General features: G+C 39.7%; 21 protein-coding genes and 1 pseudogene. 20 read left to right on the top strand and 2 right to left on the bottom strand.

From position 1 onward, the window contains the following. Nucleotides 1–9: 9 nt before the first annotated feature. On the top strand, nt 10–1,188 hold the full coding sequence (locus tag JCM10596_RS27210; RefSeq protein ID WP_025025455.1) for a CapA family protein: 1,179 nt from the start codon (nt 10–12) through the stop codon (nt 1,186–1,188). A 77-nt stretch (nt 1,189–1,265) separates the two neighbouring features. After that, the gene (locus tag JCM10596_RS28470) at nt 1,266–1,619 is read left to right on the top strand and encodes a CotD family spore coat protein (RefSeq protein ID WP_081791830.1); all 354 of its coding nucleotides are present in this window, start codon (nt 1,266–1,268) and stop codon (nt 1,617–1,619) included. 46 nt (nt 1,620–1,665) lie between these two features. Here the strand turns inward: JCM10596_RS28470 and JCM10596_RS00400 are convergent, their stop codons facing one another. After that, nucleotides 1,666–2,400: a gamma-glutamyl-gamma-aminobutyrate hydrolase family protein gene (locus tag JCM10596_RS00400; RefSeq protein WP_025025456.1), complete on the bottom strand. Its 735-nt coding sequence runs from the start codon at nt 2,398–2,400 to the stop codon at nt 1,666–1,668. Between the two features lie 113 nt (nt 2,401–2,513). On the opposite strand from JCM10596_RS00400, the gene JCM10596_RS00405 reads away from it, so the two are divergent. From JCM10596_RS00405 to JCM10596_RS00440, 9 genes are all read left to right on the top strand, one after another. Further along, nucleotides 2,514–3,317 carry a Cof-type HAD-IIB family hydrolase gene (locus JCM10596_RS00405; RefSeq protein WP_025025457.1) on the top strand — a complete coding sequence of 268 codons (804 nt, stop codon included), beginning with the start codon at nt 2,514–2,516 and terminating at the stop codon, nt 3,315–3,317. Between the two features lie 68 nt (nt 3,318–3,385). Further along, the gene (locus JCM10596_RS00410; protein WP_034680165.1) at nt 3,386–4,201 is read left to right on the top strand and encodes a DUF2935 domain-containing protein; all 816 of its coding nucleotides are present in this window, start codon (nt 3,386–3,388) and stop codon (nt 4,199–4,201) included. A gap of 148 nt (nt 4,202–4,349) precedes the next feature. Then, nucleotides 4,350–4,745 carry a M20/M25/M40 family metallo-hydrolase gene (locus tag JCM10596_RS31595; protein WP_439644792.1) on the top strand — a complete coding sequence of 132 codons (396 nt, stop codon included), beginning with the start codon at nt 4,350–4,352 and terminating at the stop codon, nt 4,743–4,745. Further along, nucleotides 4,724–5,812: a dipeptidase PepV gene (gene pepV / locus JCM10596_RS23000; RefSeq protein ID WP_439644793.1), complete on the top strand. Its 1,089-nt coding sequence runs from the start codon at nt 4,724–4,726 to the stop codon at nt 5,810–5,812. The genes JCM10596_RS31595 and pepV overlap by 22 nt, the downstream gene beginning before the upstream one ends. Nucleotides 5,813–5,828: 16 nt before the next feature. Further along, complete coding sequence (locus tag JCM10596_RS00420) at nt 5,829–6,980, top strand: MFS transporter (RefSeq protein WP_025025459.1); 1,152 nt, start codon at nt 5,829–5,831, stop codon at nt 6,978–6,980. A 212-nt stretch (nt 6,981–7,192) separates the two neighbouring features. Then, on the top strand, nt 7,193–7,477 hold the full coding sequence (locus JCM10596_RS29370; protein WP_025025460.1) for a hypothetical protein: 285 nt from the start codon (nt 7,193–7,195) through the stop codon (nt 7,475–7,477). After that, nucleotides 7,434–7,970 (top strand): CPBP family intramembrane glutamic endopeptidase, encoded by a 537-nt coding sequence (locus tag JCM10596_RS31060; RefSeq protein WP_159102287.1) that lies wholly within the window; start codon nt 7,434–7,436, stop codon nt 7,968–7,970. The genes JCM10596_RS29370 and JCM10596_RS31060 overlap by 44 nt, the downstream gene beginning before the upstream one ends. A 157-nt stretch (nt 7,971–8,127) precedes the next feature. Next, nucleotides 8,128–8,658 carry a serine hydrolase gene (locus JCM10596_RS23005; RefSeq protein WP_051541086.1) on the top strand — a complete coding sequence of 177 codons (531 nt, stop codon included), beginning with the start codon at nt 8,128–8,130 and terminating at the stop codon, nt 8,656–8,658. Between the two features lie 286 nt (nt 8,659–8,944). Beyond that, complete coding sequence (locus JCM10596_RS00440; protein WP_025025462.1) at nt 8,945–9,355, top strand: hypothetical protein; 411 nt, start codon at nt 8,945–8,947, stop codon at nt 9,353–9,355. 76 nt (nt 9,356–9,431) lie between these two features. On the opposite strand, the gene JCM10596_RS29375 is transcribed toward JCM10596_RS00440, so the two are convergent. Further along, nucleotides 9,432–9,602, bottom strand: a complete 171-nt coding sequence (locus JCM10596_RS29375) for a hypothetical protein (protein WP_159102288.1) — start codon at nt 9,600–9,602, stop codon at nt 9,432–9,434. Nucleotides 9,603–9,721: 119 nt separating this feature from the next. On the opposite strand from JCM10596_RS29375, the gene JCM10596_RS00450 reads away from it, so the two are divergent. The 9 genes and pseudogenes from JCM10596_RS00450 (at nt 9,722) to JCM10596_RS29870 (ending at nt 20,170) form a co-directional block, all read left to right on the top strand. Further along, nucleotides 9,722–10,159: a hypothetical protein gene (locus tag JCM10596_RS00450; RefSeq protein ID WP_025025463.1), complete on the top strand. Its 438-nt coding sequence runs from the start codon at nt 9,722–9,724 to the stop codon at nt 10,157–10,159. A 298-nt stretch (nt 10,160–10,457) separates the two neighbouring features. Continuing rightward, the gene (locus tag JCM10596_RS00455; RefSeq protein WP_025025464.1) at nt 10,458–12,833 is read left to right on the top strand and encodes a DUF8725 domain-containing protein; all 2,376 of its coding nucleotides are present in this window, start codon (nt 10,458–10,460) and stop codon (nt 12,831–12,833) included. Then, nucleotides 12,830–13,757: pseudogene (locus JCM10596_RS23010) on the top strand (ABC transporter ATP-binding protein). Before JCM10596_RS00455 ends, JCM10596_RS23010 begins: the two are co-directional and overlap by 4 nt. Next, nucleotides 13,754–14,611 carry an ABC transporter permease gene (locus JCM10596_RS00465; protein ID WP_025025465.1) on the top strand — a complete coding sequence of 286 codons (858 nt, stop codon included), beginning with the start codon at nt 13,754–13,756 and terminating at the stop codon, nt 14,609–14,611. The pseudogene JCM10596_RS23010 and the gene JCM10596_RS00465 overlap by 4 nt, the downstream one beginning before the upstream one ends. Nucleotides 14,612–14,622: 11 nt before the next feature. After that, nucleotides 14,623–16,035 (top strand): DUF8809 domain-containing protein, encoded by a 1,413-nt coding sequence (locus JCM10596_RS27215; protein ID WP_025025466.1) that lies wholly within the window; start codon nt 14,623–14,625, stop codon nt 16,033–16,035. 19 nt (nt 16,036–16,054) lie between these two features. Beyond that, nucleotides 16,055–17,044, top strand: a complete 990-nt coding sequence (locus JCM10596_RS00475) for an AAA family ATPase (RefSeq protein ID WP_025025467.1) — start codon at nt 16,055–16,057, stop codon at nt 17,042–17,044. Further along, nucleotides 17,041–17,931, top strand: coding sequence for a DUF58 domain-containing protein (locus JCM10596_RS00480; RefSeq protein WP_234410360.1), 891 nt, complete (start codon nt 17,041–17,043; stop codon nt 17,929–17,931). The genes JCM10596_RS00475 and JCM10596_RS00480 overlap by 4 nt, the downstream gene beginning before the upstream one ends. Before the next feature lie 12 nt (nt 17,932–17,943). Continuing rightward, complete coding sequence (locus tag JCM10596_RS00485; RefSeq protein WP_025025469.1) at nt 17,944–19,797, top strand: vWA domain-containing protein; 1,854 nt, start codon at nt 17,944–17,946, stop codon at nt 19,795–19,797. Then, complete coding sequence (locus JCM10596_RS29870) at nt 19,787–20,170, top strand: vWA domain-containing protein (RefSeq protein ID WP_234410361.1); 384 nt, start codon at nt 19,787–19,789, stop codon at nt 20,168–20,170. The genes JCM10596_RS00485 and JCM10596_RS29870 overlap by 11 nt, the downstream gene beginning before the upstream one ends. The last annotated feature ends 8 nt before the right edge of the window (nt 20,171–20,178 follow it).

Here is a 20,178-nt window from a genome sequence, read left to right on the forward strand (position 1 = left end):
GGAAATAAAATGTTACATAGAAGAGAGCGTATCAAAACTCTTATGATGATTCTAGGCATGTTTTTCTTTCTTTTTCTACTAGGATGTCAGCATGACTCTAGCTTATCAGAAAGAGAATATATGACAGATCCTATCTACTCGGGTCAAGATCCGACGAAGTCGAATGAATCTGAGGATGGAAAAGAAACCAATACGAATGAAGAAAGAGATCGAGTAGGGCAAGCAAGAACACAGGATGGGGAGGTAGCAAGACTTATTTTTATTGGGGATACCATGATGGCAGGGAAAGTAGCAGATGTGATGGAAGAACGTGGGAATGATTACCCGTTAAGTGAGTTTATGCCCATTTTACAGGAGTCAGATCTCGTTATTGCTAACTTAGAAACAGCCGTAGGAAGCAGTGGAAACACGCTGGCAGAAGTGAAAAAATATGCTTTTCAGACAGCTCCCGAACGCTTTCAATTATTCGAGCCACTTCGTGAACAGCTTGTCTTTTCGCTTGCCAATAACCATGGGATGGATGCTCCTCTAAACGAAACGATGAGCGAATTAGACCGTTTAGGTTATTCTTATATTGGAGTGGGGGAGAATAGTCAATCTGCCATCCAACCATATGTGCAAGAAATCAATGGGATTGAGATAGCAGTATTAGCAGCCTCTAGAGTGATTCCGACAGCAGATTGGATGGCTGGACCGGAGCGAGCGGGAATGGCATCAGCTTATTCAGATGAGCCGCTCTTGAGTACTATTGAGCAGTGGAAAAATCAGGTGGACTACGTGATCGTCTATATTCATTGGGGAGAAGAATTAGCTAACGAGCCCAATCAGATTCAACTCGAATTAGAGCAGAAAATGAGAGGGGCGGGTGCAGATATCATCATTGGGAGTCATCCTCATGTGTTGCAAGCTATTGAATGGAAAGGAAAGAAGGATCTAACGGCTTTCTCCATGGGCAATTTTGTCTTTACGACTTCAGTCAATGCAGTGGCAAACGATACAGCGGCACTAGAAATCCATCTTTCAAAGGATCAAATAGAACATGTTCAGCTGTGGCCAGGCGAAGTGCAGTTCGGACTGATTCGCTATCTAATCGACACCGTTGAACGAGAGCGTGTGTTTCAAAGGATTCGTGAACTCTCTCCTACAATCACAGTAGGACCGGATGGACGAATAACCAAATCTTTTTAATTTGGACCAATGACTAGGACAACAGTGGATAGATTCTCATACATGTATAGTGAATAGAAAAAAAGGAGGAAGATCGTATGAGAAGAAACTTTAGACAAATGCCATTAGGCCCAACAGGGGTGATTCCAGGGCAAGTACCGGCTCCCATGACCCCGGCACCAGGATTTGCACCTACTGGAGTTGGCCCAGCACCTTTTCCAACTGGAGTTCCTATAACTGTTGCACCTGTTCGACGAGTCGTTCATCCCACTAGGTATTCAGAGAGACAATCGGTGACTAGATATCCTATTGAGAATGTATACCCATCCCACACTCATAATGTTCATCACAATGTATGTGAATACTATTGCTGCTACCCGCATACAGAAAGTCATCAGGTCTGCAATCACACAGTGAATCATTGCTGCCCGCCGCCTAGAAGACGCTGCTAACTAAAAAAGTGAAGATTCCCAGTATATAATGGATGAAGAAGGACGCTCAAGCGCTGTTGAGTGTCCTTCTTTTACTTTTACATGCGTCGACAAAGGAATGAAACAATCGAGTAGATAAAGGATGATCGAGCGGCATACATTCTGGATGCCACTGAACACCAATGACATAGTCATGGATTGTGCTTTCGATCGCTTCGACGACTTTGTCCCCTGTCATTGCTGAGATAGAGAAAAAAGGAGCAGGATCTTTGATCGCTTGATGGTGAAAGCTATTTGTTTTACATTGATCAACTAATAATATTTTATGAAGTAGACTATCAGGTTGGATTTGAATCGTATGGCTCTCGTGCCAAAAAGGAGCCCTTTGTTCATGCTGGAGAAGAGGTGCCGTCGAATATTGGGTAGACAAATCCTGAAACATAGAGCCGCCCGCGGACACATTGAGGATCTGACAGCCTCGGCAGATAGCTAGGATAGGTTTGTTTTGCTCCAGCATCGCGCAGGATAAATTAATCTCTACTTCATCTCTTTCTGGAGTGATGGAACCTAATTGTGGATGAGGCTCCTCATCAAAGAGGGTGGGATCAATATCGCCTCCTCCTGACAGAAGCAGTCCATCAAGTGTCCTAACGTAATGTTCTAGAACATCAAGATTCTGCGTATAGGGAATGATATAAGGAAGACCACCTTCTTGGATAATCCAGTCAGAATAGTGTCTAGTGACAACAAGCTTACGCTGATCTTCAAATGAAGCTGTAATTCCGATGATTGGTTTGGTCATTTCTCGTTCTCCTTTGAATATCAGATTCTTAAATTATCCTATGTCTTATTTACCGCTAATGTTATTATTAAAGTGTATAGAGAAAAAATATAGATAAAGATAGGAGAGAAATCATGCGAGTAAAATTAGTGGCCATTGATGTGGATGGTACGTTGCTCAATGATCAATATGAAATCACAGATCGAACAAAAAAAGCTCTGGCAGAAATGAGAGAATCGGGAGCAAAAATTGTTCTAGCCACAGGGAGAGGACCGGGCTCCTGCTACCCTATCATGGATGAGCTTCGATTAGAGGATCACATTATTACGCATAATGGAGCTGTGGTTCTGGATGCAAGAACCAAAGAAATTTCATTTGAGATTGGGTTTCAAGCGAGTGACTTACTTCCTCTTATCACGTACTGTCGTCAAGAAAAAATTCATTTTGATGTAAACACGGCTCTAGAGCTGTATATCGAGGGTGTAACATCTGAAGCTGAGTGGATGTATGAGAAGTTTTTCATGACCCCTAACAAAGTGAGCAGTGCTAGTTCATTAGAAAATCAGATTGTCAAATTTACTTTGTTTGGCGATGAAGAGAAGATGGACAAAACTTTTAGTGAAATCCACCCTCGTTTTCCGCAATTAAGCATTATTCGCAGCGGTGAACAATTTATTGATGTGATTCATCCTAATGCAACAAAAGGGAATGCACTGAAAAAATTAACAGAGTGGTATGGAATCGAGGCACAGGAAGTAGTTGCTTTTGGAAATTACTTTAATGACCTAGAGATGCTTCAATTCGCAGGATTAGGAGTGGCTATGCAAAACTCCCCTGAGGAAGTGAAGCGATTAGCTGACCGTGTTTCTGTTTCGAATAATGAGCATGGGGTCGCTGTCGTTCTTGAGGAAATCCTGGCTGAAAAAATAAAATACTGATCACCTTCTAGGCTGAATACACATATAGTGAAGATCATTGTGTATTTAGGCAGAGGAGGTTACGTATCATGAGTTATGAAAAAACGAGTTATTTTGAGCATCGTTTTTGGTTACAAATTCTTGGGGATCATGCACGATTTATCTTTCACACATTGTCGCCTAGTGAAACAGAAAACATACAAAAGGCTGTCCATTTTATGCAGCTATCCGATCATTTACTTGAGCAGGCTAGAAAAATGGAAACCGCATCGAGAGAGAAGTGGATGGAACTTGCACATCATGCGTATGGTTTAGCTGAATCATTTAGACTATTTAAACTAATGCTCATTAGTTCTCATCTAGAGTGTAAGCTTAAAATCGGCTTACCCCCCACGTTTCTTAACCATATGGTGAATGAAATTGAGGAGTATATGAGGATTTTGCAATACTTGGTTCGGGGAGAAGTGTCACCTAGGCTACACCCTGTCCATCATCATACCTTGTGGCTGCTTGATGCCGCAGGTCATGCGGCAGCTCTTCAGGGTGAGCTAGATCCAACAGAAAAGAAGCTGGCGAAAAAAGCAGAGGAATTCGAAAAAACATTTGAAGCCTTTTATATCAAGGCAAAGGAAATGGCAGGATTTATTCGAGCAAGACAGGATTTATTTCCAGCTCTTAAGACCTTTAATAAAGAAACCTCGCTAGAAATTGAATTGTTTTACTGTTTTGTACGCGAATTGGAGGAAATGAGGTTAGATTGCACGAGACTAGGAACCCTCATGCCTCTCATGGCAGATCATATGGCTAGAGAAGAATGCTATTATTTGCTCAAACTTCAAGAAATTGATCCTGATAATGTGTCCTCTTCGACCTGTGACCCGACGCAACCAAGAGTAGAACAGTGAAAGAGATGAATATCGAGTGAACAGAAGATAGGGTGATGATAAAGTCAAAGGGATTTACTTTGGCTTTTTTTGTACCAACTTTGAGGTAAACTAGGATCTTTTACTAATTCTTGCTGTTGAGTTATGATGAAAGTTGGAGGTGTAGATAATGACACAACAAATCAATTGGTTAGAAGAAGTACATAACAGAAAAGATGATTTAATTAAGGATACACAGGCATTTTTGCAAATCAAAAGCGTCTATGATGAAGGAACGATTTCTAAGCATGCACCGATGGGCGAAGGGATTGCCCAAGCGCTGGAATTTCTTTTGAATAAAGGAGAAAATGAAGGGTTTGAAGTTAAGAATGTGGATGGGTATGCAGGTCATATTGAACATGGCAAAGGATCAGAATTAATTGGCGTCCTGTGTCACGTCGATGTGGTTCCAGAAGGAGAGGGATGGACCACTCCACCTTATGCTGCTGAGATTCGCGACGGAAAGATTTTTGCTAGAGGGGCGATTGATGATAAGGACCGACGATGGCTGCCTTTTATGCTTTGAAAATTATTAAAGAGTTAGGACTTCCTCTACAACGCAGAGTCAGAATGATTATTGGGACGGATGAGGAGAGCAGCTGGAAATGTGTAGATCATTATTTTAAGCATGAAGAAGCTCCTGATATGGGCTTTGCTCCCGATGCAGACTTTCCCATTATCTGTGCCGAAAAAGGAATTGCGAACTTTTTTCTAAAAAAACAGACTAACTCTCCTTCTATTGAAAAAAAGGGAGAAGAAGCTAATAGTAAAATTCAATTAATTTCCTTTGATTCAGGACAACGGGTCAATATGGTTCCAGAACGGGCAACGGCAACCCTTCTTATCCAGAATGAAGAGAAAGTAGTGGAGATGCTCTCTGAAGCGTTTGAGTCCTATTGTACGGAGCAGCAGGTCACCGGTTCCGTTCATGTTAAAGGAAATCAGCTTACGTTCACTGTGGAAGGAATTTCAGCACATGGGGCTGAGCCGTTTAAAGGAGTGAATGCTGGGTTGCATCTGATTTCTTTCCTTAGTCAGTATACCTATCCAAGAGAGGCACAATCCTTTATCTCTCTTTTACAGAGCTATTTTGTAGACGATCCTTATGGAGAAAAGCTAGGAATTGCAATAGAAGATGAAATGACGGGGAAATTAACGCTTAATGTAGGGGTGCTAGAATATCGTTCAGAAACAGACTCGAAAATAGGCTTGAATCTGAGATATCCCGTCACGACTTCCTATGAAGCCATGATGCAACGTGTGGAAGAGATCGCTAAGTCATTTGGCTATGAAGTGACTGACATGGATAACCTTGTTCCTCATCATGTTGATCAGAATCATGCATTGATTAAAACCCTGCAAAAGGTGTACGAAGAGCAAACAGGAGAAAAAGCAACTCTTCTGTCGACAGGTGGAGGAACCTATGCTCGATCGCTCAAAACAGGCGTTGCTTTTGGACCATTATTTCCTGGGAAAGAAGAAACGGCTCATCAAAAAGATGAATATGTCGAAATTGACGATTTAGTAAGGGCTACTGCGATTTATGCCCAAGCTATCTATGAATTAGCAATCGCACCTACGACAGAAACATAGAAAGTGATAAAAGAAGATGATAAGAACAAAAATTAGTGCCTATTTCTTTTGTGTGTTTTTTGGTTTGGGAGCTCTTTATCCTCTACTAGGAATTTATTTGGAAGAAATCCAATTGACGGGTTCGCAAATGGGAATCCTTATGTCAGTGGGACCTATTGTGGCTATATTTTCACAGCCCTTCTGGGGAATGTTAAGTGATCGATACCAGAATCCTAAGCTGTTTTTAATCCTTACCACTTTTTTTGCTGGGGTCGTTGTTTTAGGCTTTTTAATGGTGAAGCAATATTTCCTTCTTATTTTCGTTATGGCACTGCTGTCTTGGTTTCAGAGTGCCATTACCCCACTTTCAGATAGTATCACTATAGGATATGTAAAAAAGAATGGAGGGGAATATGGAGCCCTTCGTTCTTGGGGTGCAATTGGTTTTGCTGTGGCAGTGTGGGTAGCCGGAATGGTGATCGAGGTTACTTTTATAGAAATCATCTTTTATTTGTTTGCTTTTTCTTTCCTTATTAGTACCTGTTTTGCCTTTCAAATGCCAAAGGAAGCAGAAACGCTGCAAGTAGATCTAAAAGCGGGCATGAGTAAGCTATTTCGAATCCCTGAGTTTAATCTTCTCATGATGAGCAGTTTTTTAATCTTAGGATCGATTTTTGCCAACAATTTTTACTTTGGAATCTACTATACCTCTGAAGCGATTGGCGGGACTGTAGCCGGAGTTGGTTTAGTGTTCCTTTTTGCTGCTGGAAGTGAAGCGCCCTTCATGAAATTGACAGGTTTTTTCGTTAGAAGATTTGGCTTGCACCAAATTCTAATCATAGCCTCCATTTTCTCCGCAGCCAGATGGTTATTTTTTTACACTGAACCTAGCACGACATGGATTTTTCTTGTTTCTATTCTGCAAGGGATCTCTATAGGATTATATATTCCTGCTGCTGTGGAATTAGTCCGTGCTTTATCACCTGAGGAAGTGAAGGTAACGGGAATGTCTGTTTATAGTACAGTTGCCAATGGAATAGGCTCCATGTTTTGTACCTATGTGGGAGGTGTGATCTTCGAGTATTACTCCATTGCTCATACGTATTTGTTTTTTGGGCTTGCCACCTTACTTGGTACGGTTATTCTTGTTAGACTTTTGTTTGTTCATAGATTAAAGAAAGTGCCTTGATAGTGAAATACCCACAAGTAAATGAACAAAGGTAGATAGGATTATGCCTCAGGAGAATGAATAATAGGTTAGTCTTTAGGAAGGCATTCACGTAATAAAGGTTCGTGAATACCCGACTTAGAAGGGTAAAAAGGGAACTGAAATGTACGTGAATGCTGTAGTTAGGTGAAATTATAAGAAAAGAGTAAGAGTAAGAGTAAGAGGTGTATCCAATGAATATAAAAGAACTATTTATAGTAAAAAAGGAACAAAAAAATTTTAAGAAATTACTAGGAATTTTTATTAGCTTACTATTTTTTGCATTTTGGTGGATAATTATGTTAATATCTAGTTCTTTAGGTAGATTTATTACAGGTGAAATTAATAACGATTCTTTTGAGTTATATATGATTAATTTTTATCTTATAGCTATTGTTCTATCATTAATTATTTTTCTTATTGTCGTTCCACGATTTGCCAAAAAAATATTTAGGAATAGATTATATAGGCTATCTTAAAAATATAGGAATAATTAGTGGTAAAAGAAGTGGACCTATATTATCGTTTATTTTAATAGTAGGCTTTATAGTTCATTTTGTTGTATTAAGTGACAATTATATTAATCTTAATCACTCTTTATATTATTGGATTTGGAATTTACAGCCTCCAATAGTCGAAGAAATTCTATTTAGAGGAGTAATATTAAGTATACTTCTAATGAGTTTCTCACGATTAAATGCAATGTTAATTTCTTCATTCTTATTTTCCCTAATTCACATACTGCTAGATCCAGTGAATGTTTTAATTGCATTTATTGTAGGAGTGATATTTGTTATATTAGTATTTCAAACAGGAAGCATCCTACCTGTTGTAGTCATTCATTATATAATTAACTCATATTTTCAAGGAATATGGATGGTAATAACTACATTAATATTATTTGAGTTATATTTTCTAGGGAAACAGTTGATAAAAAACAAAAACATTAACCGCATGCATATTCCAAATTAGAACTTTGCATAACAAATATCTACGCCGCGCGGAGGCGGCTTGATCTCGAAGAAACTTCAAGTAGTGCTGCTCGACACATCCTCTTCGCTAACCAAGTCAAAGGAGAGAATATGTAATTAGACAATAGTGAAAGTGGGGTTCTAAATGCAGAAAGTACTTGAGAAATGAAATATATCCTCACTTTCAGAATAGAGAGAACCTTGCATTACAAGATGCCATAGAAGTGATGATAGCCTGTCATGATAGTTTCGTTGCGAATAGAATTGTTAGCTTTTGTGGTGGATGGGAAAAAATTAATAAAAAAATCAAATCATATTTTGAAAAGATAAATATTACTCAAAATCCAAGCGATATGGATAATAAAGGAGAATTAAGTCAGGTTTTAGGACTATTACGTTTAATATTCGAAGGATACAAAAATAATCCTGAGCTATGGATACCTATTATTAATGGTTTAGTTAGGCAACGAGGTAAGATAGAAGGAATTCCTACCCATTTCTTAAATCATATGACTGGCGGACTAGAAAATGTTGTAGTTGATATTGGAATAATAGGAGAGTTCTCTCAAAATCCATTTTTGTATGTCTTGGGTGCAAAGAATTTATCCAATCGAAATAATGAGAAACTAGCAGATGAAAAAATTATAGATGCTATGAAACTACTTTATAATGAGTATTCGAATCAGTAAGTCTAGCCGATAGCGAATGTTTCGCTGTTCCTAAGAGTGCTTATTAAACTAAAAGGTGTTTTAGTGAAACAAGAAAGGGGTTGCTGTCCATGGCAACCTCTAAATAGTGAAGACATAGTTGGTTTAAAAAACACTTCAATGTCCCAACGCATTCCGTAAATTCGAAGGATCTCTGTTTCTGACAATGTTACATCTGTACTCAGAATAGCAAGCGTGGAAGTAAAAACTAATGTGCAAAAGTTGAGTTATAAAGATAGCAACCTTTAAAAACAAGGGGGAGTAATGCATGAACGAAAAAGAGATTATTTTTTTCAAAATCCTTTTCATAATCGCCGCGCTTTGGAATTTAATTGGCGCAATTTTTGGTTATTTCAACACGGCTTATACATTTAATCTTGCTTTTGACAGAGAATTGGTCGACCCGCTTTTCTATGCTGTTTATAAGGGGTCATGGGGAACTACTCTGGTGTATTTTTTCGGTTATTTAATCGTTGCATATAACCCTGTAAAGCACACCGGTATTGTAATTTTGGGTGGAATTGGTAAGGTTGGATTTATAATCACTCTAATACAATTGTACTTAGCAGGGATTGCCACGTCTGTGGCGTTCATTGTTATCATAGGCGATTTTATATTTTTCTTATTATTTTTGTACTATTTCTATAAATTATTTAAGTCGAATATCAGGATCATATAACGGCAGTTTAAAACTAGGTTAGCTAACGCTATATGACAGCCCCATTCTCCTTTTACCTCACGTGTATGGTTGAGGTTCATTCTCTATTTTTCTTATCTTTTTTATCCATAAAAAATACAACACCCACAAATATCAGTGAAATGACCACCATATCTAACCCTCTTGTCATAGTAACAGCTTCTTCTCTTAGAAGACTAAGTCCGAATTGTATGGAGAACAAGATGATTCCAAATAATATATATTTCATAAAAAACCTCCTTAATAACTTAATGGATGTAAATTATAGAACTTCTGTCAATTCCGCTACTTGTTCGTTATTCTCATTTCTTTTCATGTTAATCAATAGTTAAGTTGGGAGTGAGTACTATGGGAAAAGATGAAATTCTTACGTTAATAGATCAGCTTAATTGGATACATCCTCAGGAATTACAACAAGAAACGATTCGTTTATTAACTCAGATTGAAGATAAATATGTTGGATTACTGATACAAGATATGAAAAAGGAAACATGGGAGAATGCTGTTATTGTCCTAGAAAAGATCGGGTTTCCTAGAAACAAAGAAGCCCTGCCTAAAATGATCTTTCTATTACAGGATATCAACTGGCCAGGAGCCTTACAAGCTGTAGATATTCTAAAGAAAATTGACCCTATATACTGGATTCACTATGTTGAACAAGCAATTTTAGAATCTGATCCTCAATGGATGTATGGAATTCATTACCTCTTGGAGAAAGCAAATGTTACAGAAGACATGATGAATAAAGGTGTATATCTAAAAATGAAACAAGTTCTTGAAGAATAGTGCAATAGATAAAAAATAAATTTTAAAGAAATTCTGCTCTTGCGAGTATTTTTATAAACAAGCTTTATGAAATTAACCCACCTTAGAAAAGAAGCATTACTAAAAAAATATACCTTTACTTTTGAGACATGATATGGTTCTTTCCACTCCAAAAGTAAGGTTTTTTTGTTAAAAGAAGACGAAATCATACCTTCAGACAAAAAAATGCAAATTTCTTATTTAGTTGAAAACATTTCTAGTTGGGAACCGTCTTATACTAGGAAATCTAAACTATACGAAGTTGGAGGTTACAGGTAGAATGCGGGAATGGGTACATAAGTATAAAGGAAAGCTTACGTTGATGTTATGTCTAATCTGTATGCTCTGGTTAAGTATCATACCACAGCAAACACAGGCGAATGGAAGTGTTCTCTTAGAAGTTCAAACAGGTATGGAAGGAGAGTATAAGCCAGGCTATTGGACGCCTGTCGAAGTTATCGTCAAAAACAACTCAGGAAAGGATATTGATGGATATCTCTCTATTCAACTTGAGGACGACTATACGGCTCCAGTGGAGGTTGCAGCAGGAGCCACGAAAAAAGTAGATATGGTAATCCCAAGCCAACATATTTATGCGAATTCGGAAGTGATATTATTTGAAGGAAAAAAAGAGCTTGCCTCTCAAAAAGTCGACGGAAAAGGATTAGCAGGAGATACTTTTTTAGTTGCGGTTCTAGCCAATGATAAGAATACGGGAAATTTCTTTGGAAGTATGCCAAAAAATCTATTCCCTAGACCTACACGATTGGTTCATTTGGATGCAGAGGATATTCCTTCTTTCGCTCTGCCATTTCAAGGGGTAGATATGCTAATTATCAATGATTATCCGATCGATCAATTATCTCAGGAGCAAATAGATGCGCTCAAAGAGTGGACCTCAACAGGAGGAACAATTCTTTTTTCTGGCGGAAGTCAAATTGAAAAAGCATCTCAGCTGCTTCAAGAGTTAAGTACAATAGAAATTGAATCGATCACGAAGGTAGCAGCTCTCGAAAGTTTGTCAGCAAGTGGGAAGGAGCTTGTTCTTTCTCAGCCGTTAGCTGTAAGTATAGCGAAGCATGAAAAAGGGGAGGTTCTGTTACAAGAAAATGAAATCCCTCTTTTCATTGCAGAAAAGGTTGGAAATGGTGTTGTTGTTTATGCAGCTTATGACCTAGCTATGGAGCCTTTAGCGAGCTGGTCAGGAAATGGTGAATGGTGGGCAAAGCTATTATCTCGGGTGATTCAAGAGCATACATCACAGTGGAAATCTAGTCAATCAGACTCTTATTGGGAATTGCAAAGAACAGCAGAAAGAATTCCTAGTCTAACTTTACCGAATCCAAGTACACTAGCGATTATTTTCGGATTATACATACTTGTAGTAGGGCCGATTATGTATTTTGTTTTGAAAATATTAAATAGAAGAGATTGGGCTTGGTTTGTTGTTCCTTTGTGTGCGGTTATGCTCAGTATTGGTATCTTTGTTTTTGGTAGTATAGAACGAACCAACCAAATTTTGACTCATAATGTTAATTATGTTGACCTAAATCAACAAGGGGAGGGTCAACTTACGGGTGTGTCTGCTATTTTTGTACCTACAGGCGGAGATTACAAGCTTCATTTCGCTGATGGTAGTATTGTATCGCCTTATCCAGATGGGAGAAGGCATCGAAATGACTATCAAAAAACAAAAACGACCCTTACTCAACACTATTCAGATATGACATTTGAAAATGTAGAGTTTTGGTCCATGAGAAAAATCAATGTACGCAAGCATCTTCCTAGTATAGGAAAGATAGAGTCGAATCTAGCTTTTCAAGATGGGAAACTGAAAGGAACGATTACGAACCAAACGAGCTACAGCTTACGTGATGTAAAAATATTAAGTGGACAGTACATTCAGGAAATCCCTCAATTAGAAGTGGGAGAAACGGTTGAAGTGGAAGTCAATTACAATACAAATCCGACTATATTCTCACATGGCGGTGGCTACCCTACTCATTTACTGTTTCCTCAGGTGCCAGGTCAACCTAGTATTGAAACACGAGAAAGTATGATGGTCGGAGTGCTTAATCAACAGTATTACAACTCAAGAAATGCTATGGGCTTGAATCGTCAGGCATTCATGGTTCCTGTTACTTTAATAGGCTGGACAGAGGAGCCAATGATCGATTTTACAGTTGAAGGTCAGAATCCCAAGGCAGATCATATTACTCTGATTAAAACGGATTTAGAGGTAAGACCTTCCACTGATGGAACTGTATTTTTCCCAGCAGGAACCTTTTATGCGAATCAAAGCTCTTCCACAGCCGAAATGATGTATCAGGAGGATGGTTATGAAGTAGGAAGAGGAGACGTTGACTTTGATTTCCATATAAATAACCAGCCATATAAAATAGAAGTAGAAAAAATTCAACTGTATTCTTGGTCTAATGTTGGGAAGCAGTTCGAAAAGAAAGTCTATAATTGGGAAAAAGAAGAATTTGAACCTTATGAAAGTGTGTTTGAAAATAATAAATTAACCGGAGATAAACTGAAAACCTATCTGTCGGAAGATGGCATATTGAGAATACAATTTATTCAGAACGAGGATGGCTTGTTCCATCTTGGACATCCAGCCATTAGTGTGGAAGGCAAGGTGACAGAACAATGATTAAAATCGAACAGTTAACCAAACATTACGGTAAGATGAATGCTCTGAAAGGCATTACTTTTGAGATAGAGCAAGGGACAGTCTTTGGTTTTGTTGGACCAAATGGGGCTGGAAAATCCACAACCATGTCTATATTGGCAACCCTTCTAGAGCCTTCTAGTGGTCATGCTTATGTCGGAGGCTACGAGGTGATGAGCCATCCAGCTAAAGTGCGTGAATTAATTGGTTATATGCCAGACTTCTTTGGGGTCTATGATCGATTAACGGCGTATGAGTATCTTGATTTCTATGGTGCTTGTTATCATTTATCTGTAGCTAAGAGAAAAGAGATGATTCCAAAACTATTAGAAATTGGTGAATCTATCACACAAGATAGATGCCGATGTGGATCACTTAAGTAGAGGGATGAAACAACGCCTTGGTTTAGCTCGCTGCTTGGTGCATGATCCAGAGGTTCTTATTCTAGATGAACCTGCTTCTGGTTTAGACCCACGGGCTCGAATTGAATTAAGAGATATATTAAAAGAATTACGCAATATGGGCAAAACCATCATTATTAGCTCGCATATCTTACCTGAATTAGCTGAGATGTGCGATCAAATTGGAATTATTGAAGCTGGAGAAATGGTAGCGATTGGGCGTGTTGATGAAATTTACAGTCGAATGAAAGAACAAAGAGTGTTAAAAATTCGCCTACTCGATCGTAAAGAAGAGGCAATGAGAGTATTAAAAGAGAATCCGCTCATTTCTTTTGTTGAAGAAGAACAGTACTGGCTTACGGCTGGTTTTACTGGAACTGATGAAGAACAACGACTGCTATTACAGTATTTGATGGATCGATCCTTTCCTATTGTTGCCTTTAATGAAGCGGAAGGAAATTTAGAAGAAATCTTTTTAGAGATTACGAAAGGAGTAGGAACATGATCGGAAATAACCCTATTTTAAATAAAGAATTGCGCTTGCGTATGCGCTCCAAGCGTTCTCCTTTGGCGATTGCCTTGTATTTGCTGGTGTTAGGATCGATTGTTTTCTCATTCATTTTCTTAGAAATGGGAAACAGTCAATATTTTAATCCTGATCATTCAAAAACATTATTTATCACGCTTTCGATTTTACAGTTTACACTCATCAGCTTTGTTACTCCAGGACTTACGGCAGGATTGATTAGTGGAGAAAGGGAGAGACAGACCTTGCCCATGCTATTGACCACGAATCTAAGTGCAACGGCGATTATTATTGGCAAGTGGTTATCCTCACTAAGCTTTATTCTTTTCTTGATCGTTACTACCTTACCTCTATATGGAATTGTTTTGCTGTACGGTGGAATATCGCCTATTGAGATGCTGAAAATTTTTGCTATGTATTTAGTAAGTATGTTCGCTATTGGGAGTTTTGGATTGATGTTTTCTACTCTATTTAAGCGTTCAGGTGTGGCAACAGTCGTGACATATGGAGTGATTATTTCCTATACCTTTTTCACTTTTCTTGCTGGAGGTATTTTAACGAATGTGCTATGGCATAGCAGACAAAACACTATTGCAGCCGGACAGAGTTTTCCAATCTGGCCAGACCTGCTCTTTAGTATCAATCCTTTAGCGGCGATTCTGTATGTGTTTGGAGAGGGCCCTTTAGCGGATCGTTATCATGGTGCACCTTCATCTTTACCTTTTGATGCGTATTGGATCTTTCTGCTATTTTTTGCTTTGCTGACAGTGATCGCTTTAGTTCTAGCTATTTATTTCTTGAAGCCAGTAAAGCCAAGATTGTTTAGAAGATAGGGGGCCCTCCTATGAGTGAAAGAGGGATTGGTGAATCTCAGATTCGTACCTTTCTTGCCATGTTAGGTACCGTGCAGCAGCGACTATTTATTCGAAATCTAGTGACATATACACTATTATCTTTGGGAGCGGGAATCGGCTGTAATGTAGGGCTTTTTCTAGCAGCTAGACTGCTTCCGATTCCTTATACCCGACCTGCTTCTTTAATCATTCTAGGTGCGGTGCTGCTTATTGGCTTGATCTATACATGGGTAAATCGTCCCGGCTTGGTTGAAGCTGCCCAAGAGAGTGATCGTTTTAGCTTAGAAGAGCGAGCCGTCACAGCCTTAGAAAAAATAAAAGAGGATTCAGCCTTTGCAAGATGGCAGCGAGAAGATGCCTTGAAGCAATTAAGAGGGAATTTCCCACTTATTATGAAAGGGATTCGTCTATGGACAATCCCTGCTAAACATCTGATGATATTTAGCTTGATGCTGATCTGCTGGGGGTTTTTATGGTTTTTTCCTAACTCGATGGATCAGGTAATAAGGGAGAAAAGAGAACATCAGGAGCTTGTGGCAAGTATCGAAGAGAACGTAGAAGAAGAGATCGAAAAAGTAGAAAAGAACAAGAAGCTGGTGAAAGAAGAAAAAGAAAAGCTTCTACAGGCATTGCAAGATTTGCAAAAGGATTTAAAAAAAGCAGACACCCCTCCAAAATTGGAGGAAGTTCTGTTTCAGGCGGAAAAGAAAATCATTGAGGTAAAGAAAATGCTCCAAGATGCTGAAAAATTAGCCATGCTTGAAGCGCTTCAACAGCTTCTAGCCCAAGCGGCAAAAGGGAACAAACCGCTATCTCCAAGTGAACGAGCGGCAGCGTTAGCGCGTGCCAGTCAGAACGAAGAGAAACCATCTAACCATGCTTCTGGACAAAATTCTGGGTCACCTTCGACTGGTACAGGAGATCCAAGTTCTTCCTCTAGTGGGGAACAAGGAGCAAGTAATGGTCAAAATGAAGGTCAATCAGGAAACCCCAGCCAAGGTCAAGGAAAGGGACAAAGTCAAGGACAGGGACAAGGTCAGGGTCAAGGTCAAGGTCAAGGTCAAGGTCAAGGACAGGGTCAAGGACAAGGACAAGGTCAGGGACAAGGTCAAGGTCAAGGTCAAGGTTTTGGAGCAGGATCAGGAAACAGGGGATTGGTTACTGTTCCGATTGAACGGATTCTCAATGAAGGTGAAAGTGTGACGGTCAGCGGTCCATTAGGAGAAGGAGAAAGTGAAGAGAAGTGGAAACAAGCTAACGAAGGAAGCAGAGGGACAGTGAAACCTTATCACGAGGTGTATCAGGAATATGAGCAGGCAGCTAGAGATAGCTTATATAAAAACGATATTCCTGCTGACTATCAACAAATTATAAAGGAATATTTTTCTCAGATTGAACCATAAAAAAAGAGGAGAAAAGAAGATGTCAGAAGCGAAAATAGAGTTGGAGAAATATCAACAGATCATTAACAGCATTAAACATGAGATGGAAAAGCGAATTGTTGGACAGAAGGAAGTCATAGAACAAATTTTGTGGGCGATTTGTAGCGGAGGACATGTCTTATTAGAGGGAGTGCCTGGTCTGGGAAAGACCCTCATGGTCCATGCGCTAGCACAAACGATGGAGATGTCCTTTCAACGTATACAGTTTACTCCTGATCTCATGCCAGCAGATATCTTAGGTACAAATATTTTACAAATAAGTGATGAAGGCAAGCAACGCTTTCAATTCCAGTATGGTCCTATTTTTGCCCATGTTGTTTTGGCGGATGAGATCAATCGTGCCACACCCAAAACACAAAGTGCCTTACTAGAAGCCATGCAGGAACGCACTGTGACTGCTGGGGGAGAAACGCGTCCCTTACCTGCTCCATTTTTTGTTTTAGCGACACAGAATCCATTGGAGCAAGAAGGGACATATCCACTTCCAGAGGCTCAATTGGATCGTTTTATCTTGAAAGTTCATGTTCCATTTCCCACTGTCGAGGAGTTGAAACAAATCGTTCAGTTGACCGAATCGGCAAGTAGCACAAATACGATTTCTCCTGTCGCAGAAGGAGCGATACTACAGGAAATAAAACAAGTAGTGAAGGAACTGCTTGTCGCTGAGCCTGTTTTAGATTACGCGGTGAAGCTCTTAATGGCAACTCATCCTGAACAATCGCAGGTATCCGAGGTGGTGCAATATGTGAAAGCGGGTGCAGGTCCCCGTGGTTTACAGGCAATGATCGCAACAGCCAAGATTCGAGCCTTTCTGCATGGACGGTATAATGTATCGTTTGCAGATATAGAAGCGGTTGCCTTTCCTACGCTACGCCATCGTATCTTCTTAAATTTCGAAGGTGAAGCAACAGGAGTGAAAACAGATCAGATCATTCAAAAAATAATAGATTCACTGGAGAATGAAAAATGATGCGGGAAGAAGCTGCATGGCTAGATTCTGCTTTTTTACATCGTTTAGATAAACTGTCGATTACAAGTAAAAAAATGATTCAAGGTTCGTTAATGGGAAAAAGAAAATCGAAGCAAATCGGAACTTCCAATGAATTTTCTGATTATCGTTCGTATACACCAGGAGATGATTTAAGGCATTTGGATTGGAATGCGTATGCGAGGATAGGTAAGCTTTTTCTAAAAACTTTTTTGGATGAACAGCAATGGCCCATTTCTATTTATATTGACTGTAGCCGTTCGATGAATTATGGAGATCCCTCTAAGTTTCAGAGGGCATTGCAATTGACTGCTGCTTTAGGTTATATCACGTTATCTCATTTTGACCGATTGTCTGTCTATGCTTTTGATCGTGAGATTGTATCTGCTCTCCCGGCGACAGCAGGAAAAGGAAAGGTACATGCTCTTTTTCGCTTTCTGCAATCCGTAGATATTGGTTCGGAGGGAGATCTTAACAGTGCGCTGAAAGCAAGAAGCTCACAGGTTTCTCAAGCAGGGATCTCCATTATTATCTCTGATTTTTTATTTGAAAAGGGCTATGAAGAAGGAATTCGTTTTTTACAGGCAACCAAACAAGAAGTGACATTGATTCAACTCTTGTCGCGGGAAGAACGAAACCCTTTTTATCAGGGAGATATCCAATTCATCGATAGTGAAACGAAGCAAGTGAAGGATGTAACGGTGACTCCCCCATTGCTAAAGTCGTATCTTGGTGCGGTGAAAGATTATCAGGATCAGCTTCGAGCATTTGCTAGATCCAGAGGAATTTCTTATTTGGAAGTTCATGCAGAAGAAAGTTTGGAAGATATCGTGTTTCAATTGTTTAAAAAGTCAGGATTGATACGCTAGGAGAGGTTCATAATGGAGTGGCTTGCTCTGCATAACTTATGGCTATCTGGCATTATACCAGCCATTATTGCCATGTATTTATTAAAAAGAAAATATGAGCAAAAGGAAATTTCGAGCACGCTTTTGTGGGAGCAGATTGTACGGAATCAGGATGTCAATCGTCCCTGGCAGAGGCTACAACGGAATTTGCTGTTGTTTTTGCAGCTTTTGGTCGCTTTCTTGCTAGTGTTGGCAGTCTTAAAACCAGCTTTGCAGACAGAAGGCGGAATTGCTAGACATAATATTGTAGTTCTAGATACGTCAGGCAGTATGATGGCTCTGGAGGGGGAACAAACGAGATTTGAACTCGCTAAACAAGAAATCATCGATATTGTGAAAAAGAAAGGGAGCAACCAAACCGTGACCTTAATTGAAGTAGGTCATGAACCTGTTTTGCATCTTTCTATGTCTAGTGATTCATCTGAAATTTTACAAGCGTTGGAGCAGGTCGAGGTGAGACCGGGTAGCGGAGATGAGAGAGCCGCTTTTTCTCTAGCCAAAGCGATTGCTAGCTCTGATCCAGAGAGCGGTATTATTTGGGTTGGAGATGGGGCGATGAATCCCTTATCAGCTTATCCAGACATGCTTGTTCTTAACGTACCATTTAAGCATGTGCAAGTAGGAGAAACGAAAGAAAACATAGCACTTGCTGTTTTCTTAACTCAGGAGAGAGAAGGGAATACGGAAGGGCTTATTCGTTTGGATAACTTAGGAGTGGAAGCTCAAGAGGGAACTCTAAAGATTTATACGGAGGAGAATTCACTGGTTGAAATGACTTCTTTTTCTGTTCCAGCAGGAGAGAGCTATACCTATCTAATAGAAGCTTTACCAGAAGCAAGATCCTATCAGGCTGTCATAGAAGTGGAGGATGCTTTATCAGCTGATAATCAGCTGTGGAGTGTTCCTTTTGTACAGGGCAGAACACAAGCGGCAGTTGTCGCAGAAGAACCCTCTCATTTTTTGCTTCAATCTCTTAAGCTAGGAGAGCGTCTTGAGCTTGAAATGATGAAAAGTCCGCCAATAGATCAACCAGAAAAGGATGTTTGGGTTTTTCAAGGAAGCATGCCCGAAACGTTGCCTGATGGGAATATATTATGGATAGCTCCTCAGGAAAGCACATCATGGCTAGAAATAGAGGAAACCGTAGAATTTGATGGATTAGGAAAACGAGTGGAGGAGCATCCAATCCTCCAACATGTCGATTGGACAAATGTTCATATTGCTCAAGCGAGAAAAATCAAACCGGCTGCGGGCATTAAAAGCGTAGTGCAAATAGGAGAGGTAGATTTAGTGCTTGCAGGAGAAATACAAGGAAGAAGGATCGTCATCTTGAATTTTGACTTGCAACACTCCGATTTTCCCTTACGACCTGCGTTTCCTATCTTTATTCAAAATGTGATTACATGGCTAACACCCATGCAATCCTTGCCAATAGAGATGGGGTATGCTGGCGAGTGGATTGACCTTCCTTTCTCGGTTGGAGCGGAGCAAAGGTTCTTGATCTTCCCAGATGGAAAAAAGGAGGAGCTTGTTGTAGAAGGAACGATGAAGCCTTATCAGCTTCCTGAGCAAATGGGATTATTCTTAATCGAAGAGATTCGCTCAAATACGAAGGAGGTTCGTCCTTTTGTCGTGGGCATGCGTGATAGCCAATCTAGTATTACTCCTCATGAGCTGGTTGTCTATTCAAGTGAACAGGTGAAGGAAGAAGAGAGTGTGGAAAAAACAAACTCTCCACTAGAAACCGTACCTATTGCCATCTGGTTTGCCTTGGCAGCCTTGTTGATTTCATTTATAGAATGGGGGGTGTATCATCGTGGCTATTAGTTTTGATTCTCCCTTCTATCTTATCTTATTTGTTCCTGCCTTCTTGCTTATTTTCTTTTGGTGGAAAAAACAAACAAGAGTAAAAGGAAATAAGAGATGGCTGATTGCTGGTCTAAGAACCTTTTTCTTTCTTCTGCTTATTTGTAGTATTGCTGGAATGAACCTGCTCTTTCCGGTTCAAGGAGAAACGGTTGTGTTTGTCGTAGATCAATCGGCTTCGATGAAACAGGATTCCAGAATACTTCCTTTTATCAAGGAGTCTGTGGGCCGAAAAAAAGAGAAGGATCGGCATGCTATTATCTCAGTAGGAGCAGAAGCCCAAATTGAACAGCCTCTTACAGGAAAGAAGGAGGTCACCCCATTTGGAGCATAGTCAATCCT

It is taken from the genome of Caldalkalibacillus mannanilyticus JCM 10596 (assembly GCF_000615945.1).
Lineage (GTDB): Bacteria > Bacillota > Bacilli > Caldalkalibacillales > JCM-10596 > Bacillus_AT > Bacillus_AT mannanilyticus.

Coding starts and splice junctions, on each gene's coding strand:
- JCM10596_RS27210 (WP_025025455.1), top strand. CDS start 10: ATGTTACATAGAAGAGAGCGTATCAAAACTCTTATGATGATTCTAGGC.
- JCM10596_RS28470 (WP_081791830.1), top strand. CDS start 1,266: ATGAGAAGAAACTTTAGACAAATGCCATTAGGCCCAACAGGGGTGATT.
- JCM10596_RS00400 (WP_025025456.1), bottom strand. CDS start 2,400: ATGACCAAACCAATCATCGGAATTACAGCTTCATTTGAAGATCAGCGT.
- JCM10596_RS00405 (WP_025025457.1), top strand. CDS start 2,514: ATGCGAGTAAAATTAGTGGCCATTGATGTGGATGGTACGTTGCTCAAT.
- JCM10596_RS00410 (WP_034680165.1), top strand. CDS start 3,386: ATGAGTTATGAAAAAACGAGTTATTTTGAGCATCGTTTTTGGTTACAA.
- JCM10596_RS31595 (WP_439644792.1), top strand. CDS start 4,350: ATGACACAACAAATCAATTGGTTAGAAGAAGTACATAACAGAAAAGAT.
- pepV (WP_439644793.1), top strand. CDS start 4,724: ATGGCTGCCTTTTATGCTTTGAAAATTATTAAAGAGTTAGGACTTCCT.
- JCM10596_RS00420 (WP_025025459.1), top strand. CDS start 5,829: ATGATAAGAACAAAAATTAGTGCCTATTTCTTTTGTGTGTTTTTTGGT.
- JCM10596_RS29370 (WP_025025460.1), top strand. CDS start 7,193: ATGAATATAAAAGAACTATTTATAGTAAAAAAGGAACAAAAAAATTTT.
- JCM10596_RS00440 (WP_025025462.1), top strand. CDS start 8,945: ATGAACGAAAAAGAGATTATTTTTTTCAAAATCCTTTTCATAATCGCC.
- JCM10596_RS29375 (WP_159102288.1), bottom strand. CDS start 9,602: ATGAAATATATATTATTTGGAATCATCTTGTTCTCCATACAATTCGGA.
- JCM10596_RS00450 (WP_025025463.1), top strand. CDS start 9,722: ATGGGAAAAGATGAAATTCTTACGTTAATAGATCAGCTTAATTGGATA.
- JCM10596_RS00455 (WP_025025464.1), top strand. CDS start 10,458: ATGCGGGAATGGGTACATAAGTATAAAGGAAAGCTTACGTTGATGTTA.
- JCM10596_RS00465 (WP_025025465.1), top strand. CDS start 13,754: ATGATCGGAAATAACCCTATTTTAAATAAAGAATTGCGCTTGCGTATG.
- JCM10596_RS27215 (WP_025025466.1), top strand. CDS start 14,623: ATGAGTGAAAGAGGGATTGGTGAATCTCAGATTCGTACCTTTCTTGCC.
- JCM10596_RS00475 (WP_025025467.1), top strand. CDS start 16,055: ATGTCAGAAGCGAAAATAGAGTTGGAGAAATATCAACAGATCATTAAC.
- JCM10596_RS00480 (WP_234410360.1), top strand. CDS start 17,041: ATGATGCGGGAAGAAGCTGCATGGCTAGATTCTGCTTTTTTACATCGT.
- JCM10596_RS00485 (WP_025025469.1), top strand. CDS start 17,944: ATGGAGTGGCTTGCTCTGCATAACTTATGGCTATCTGGCATTATACCA.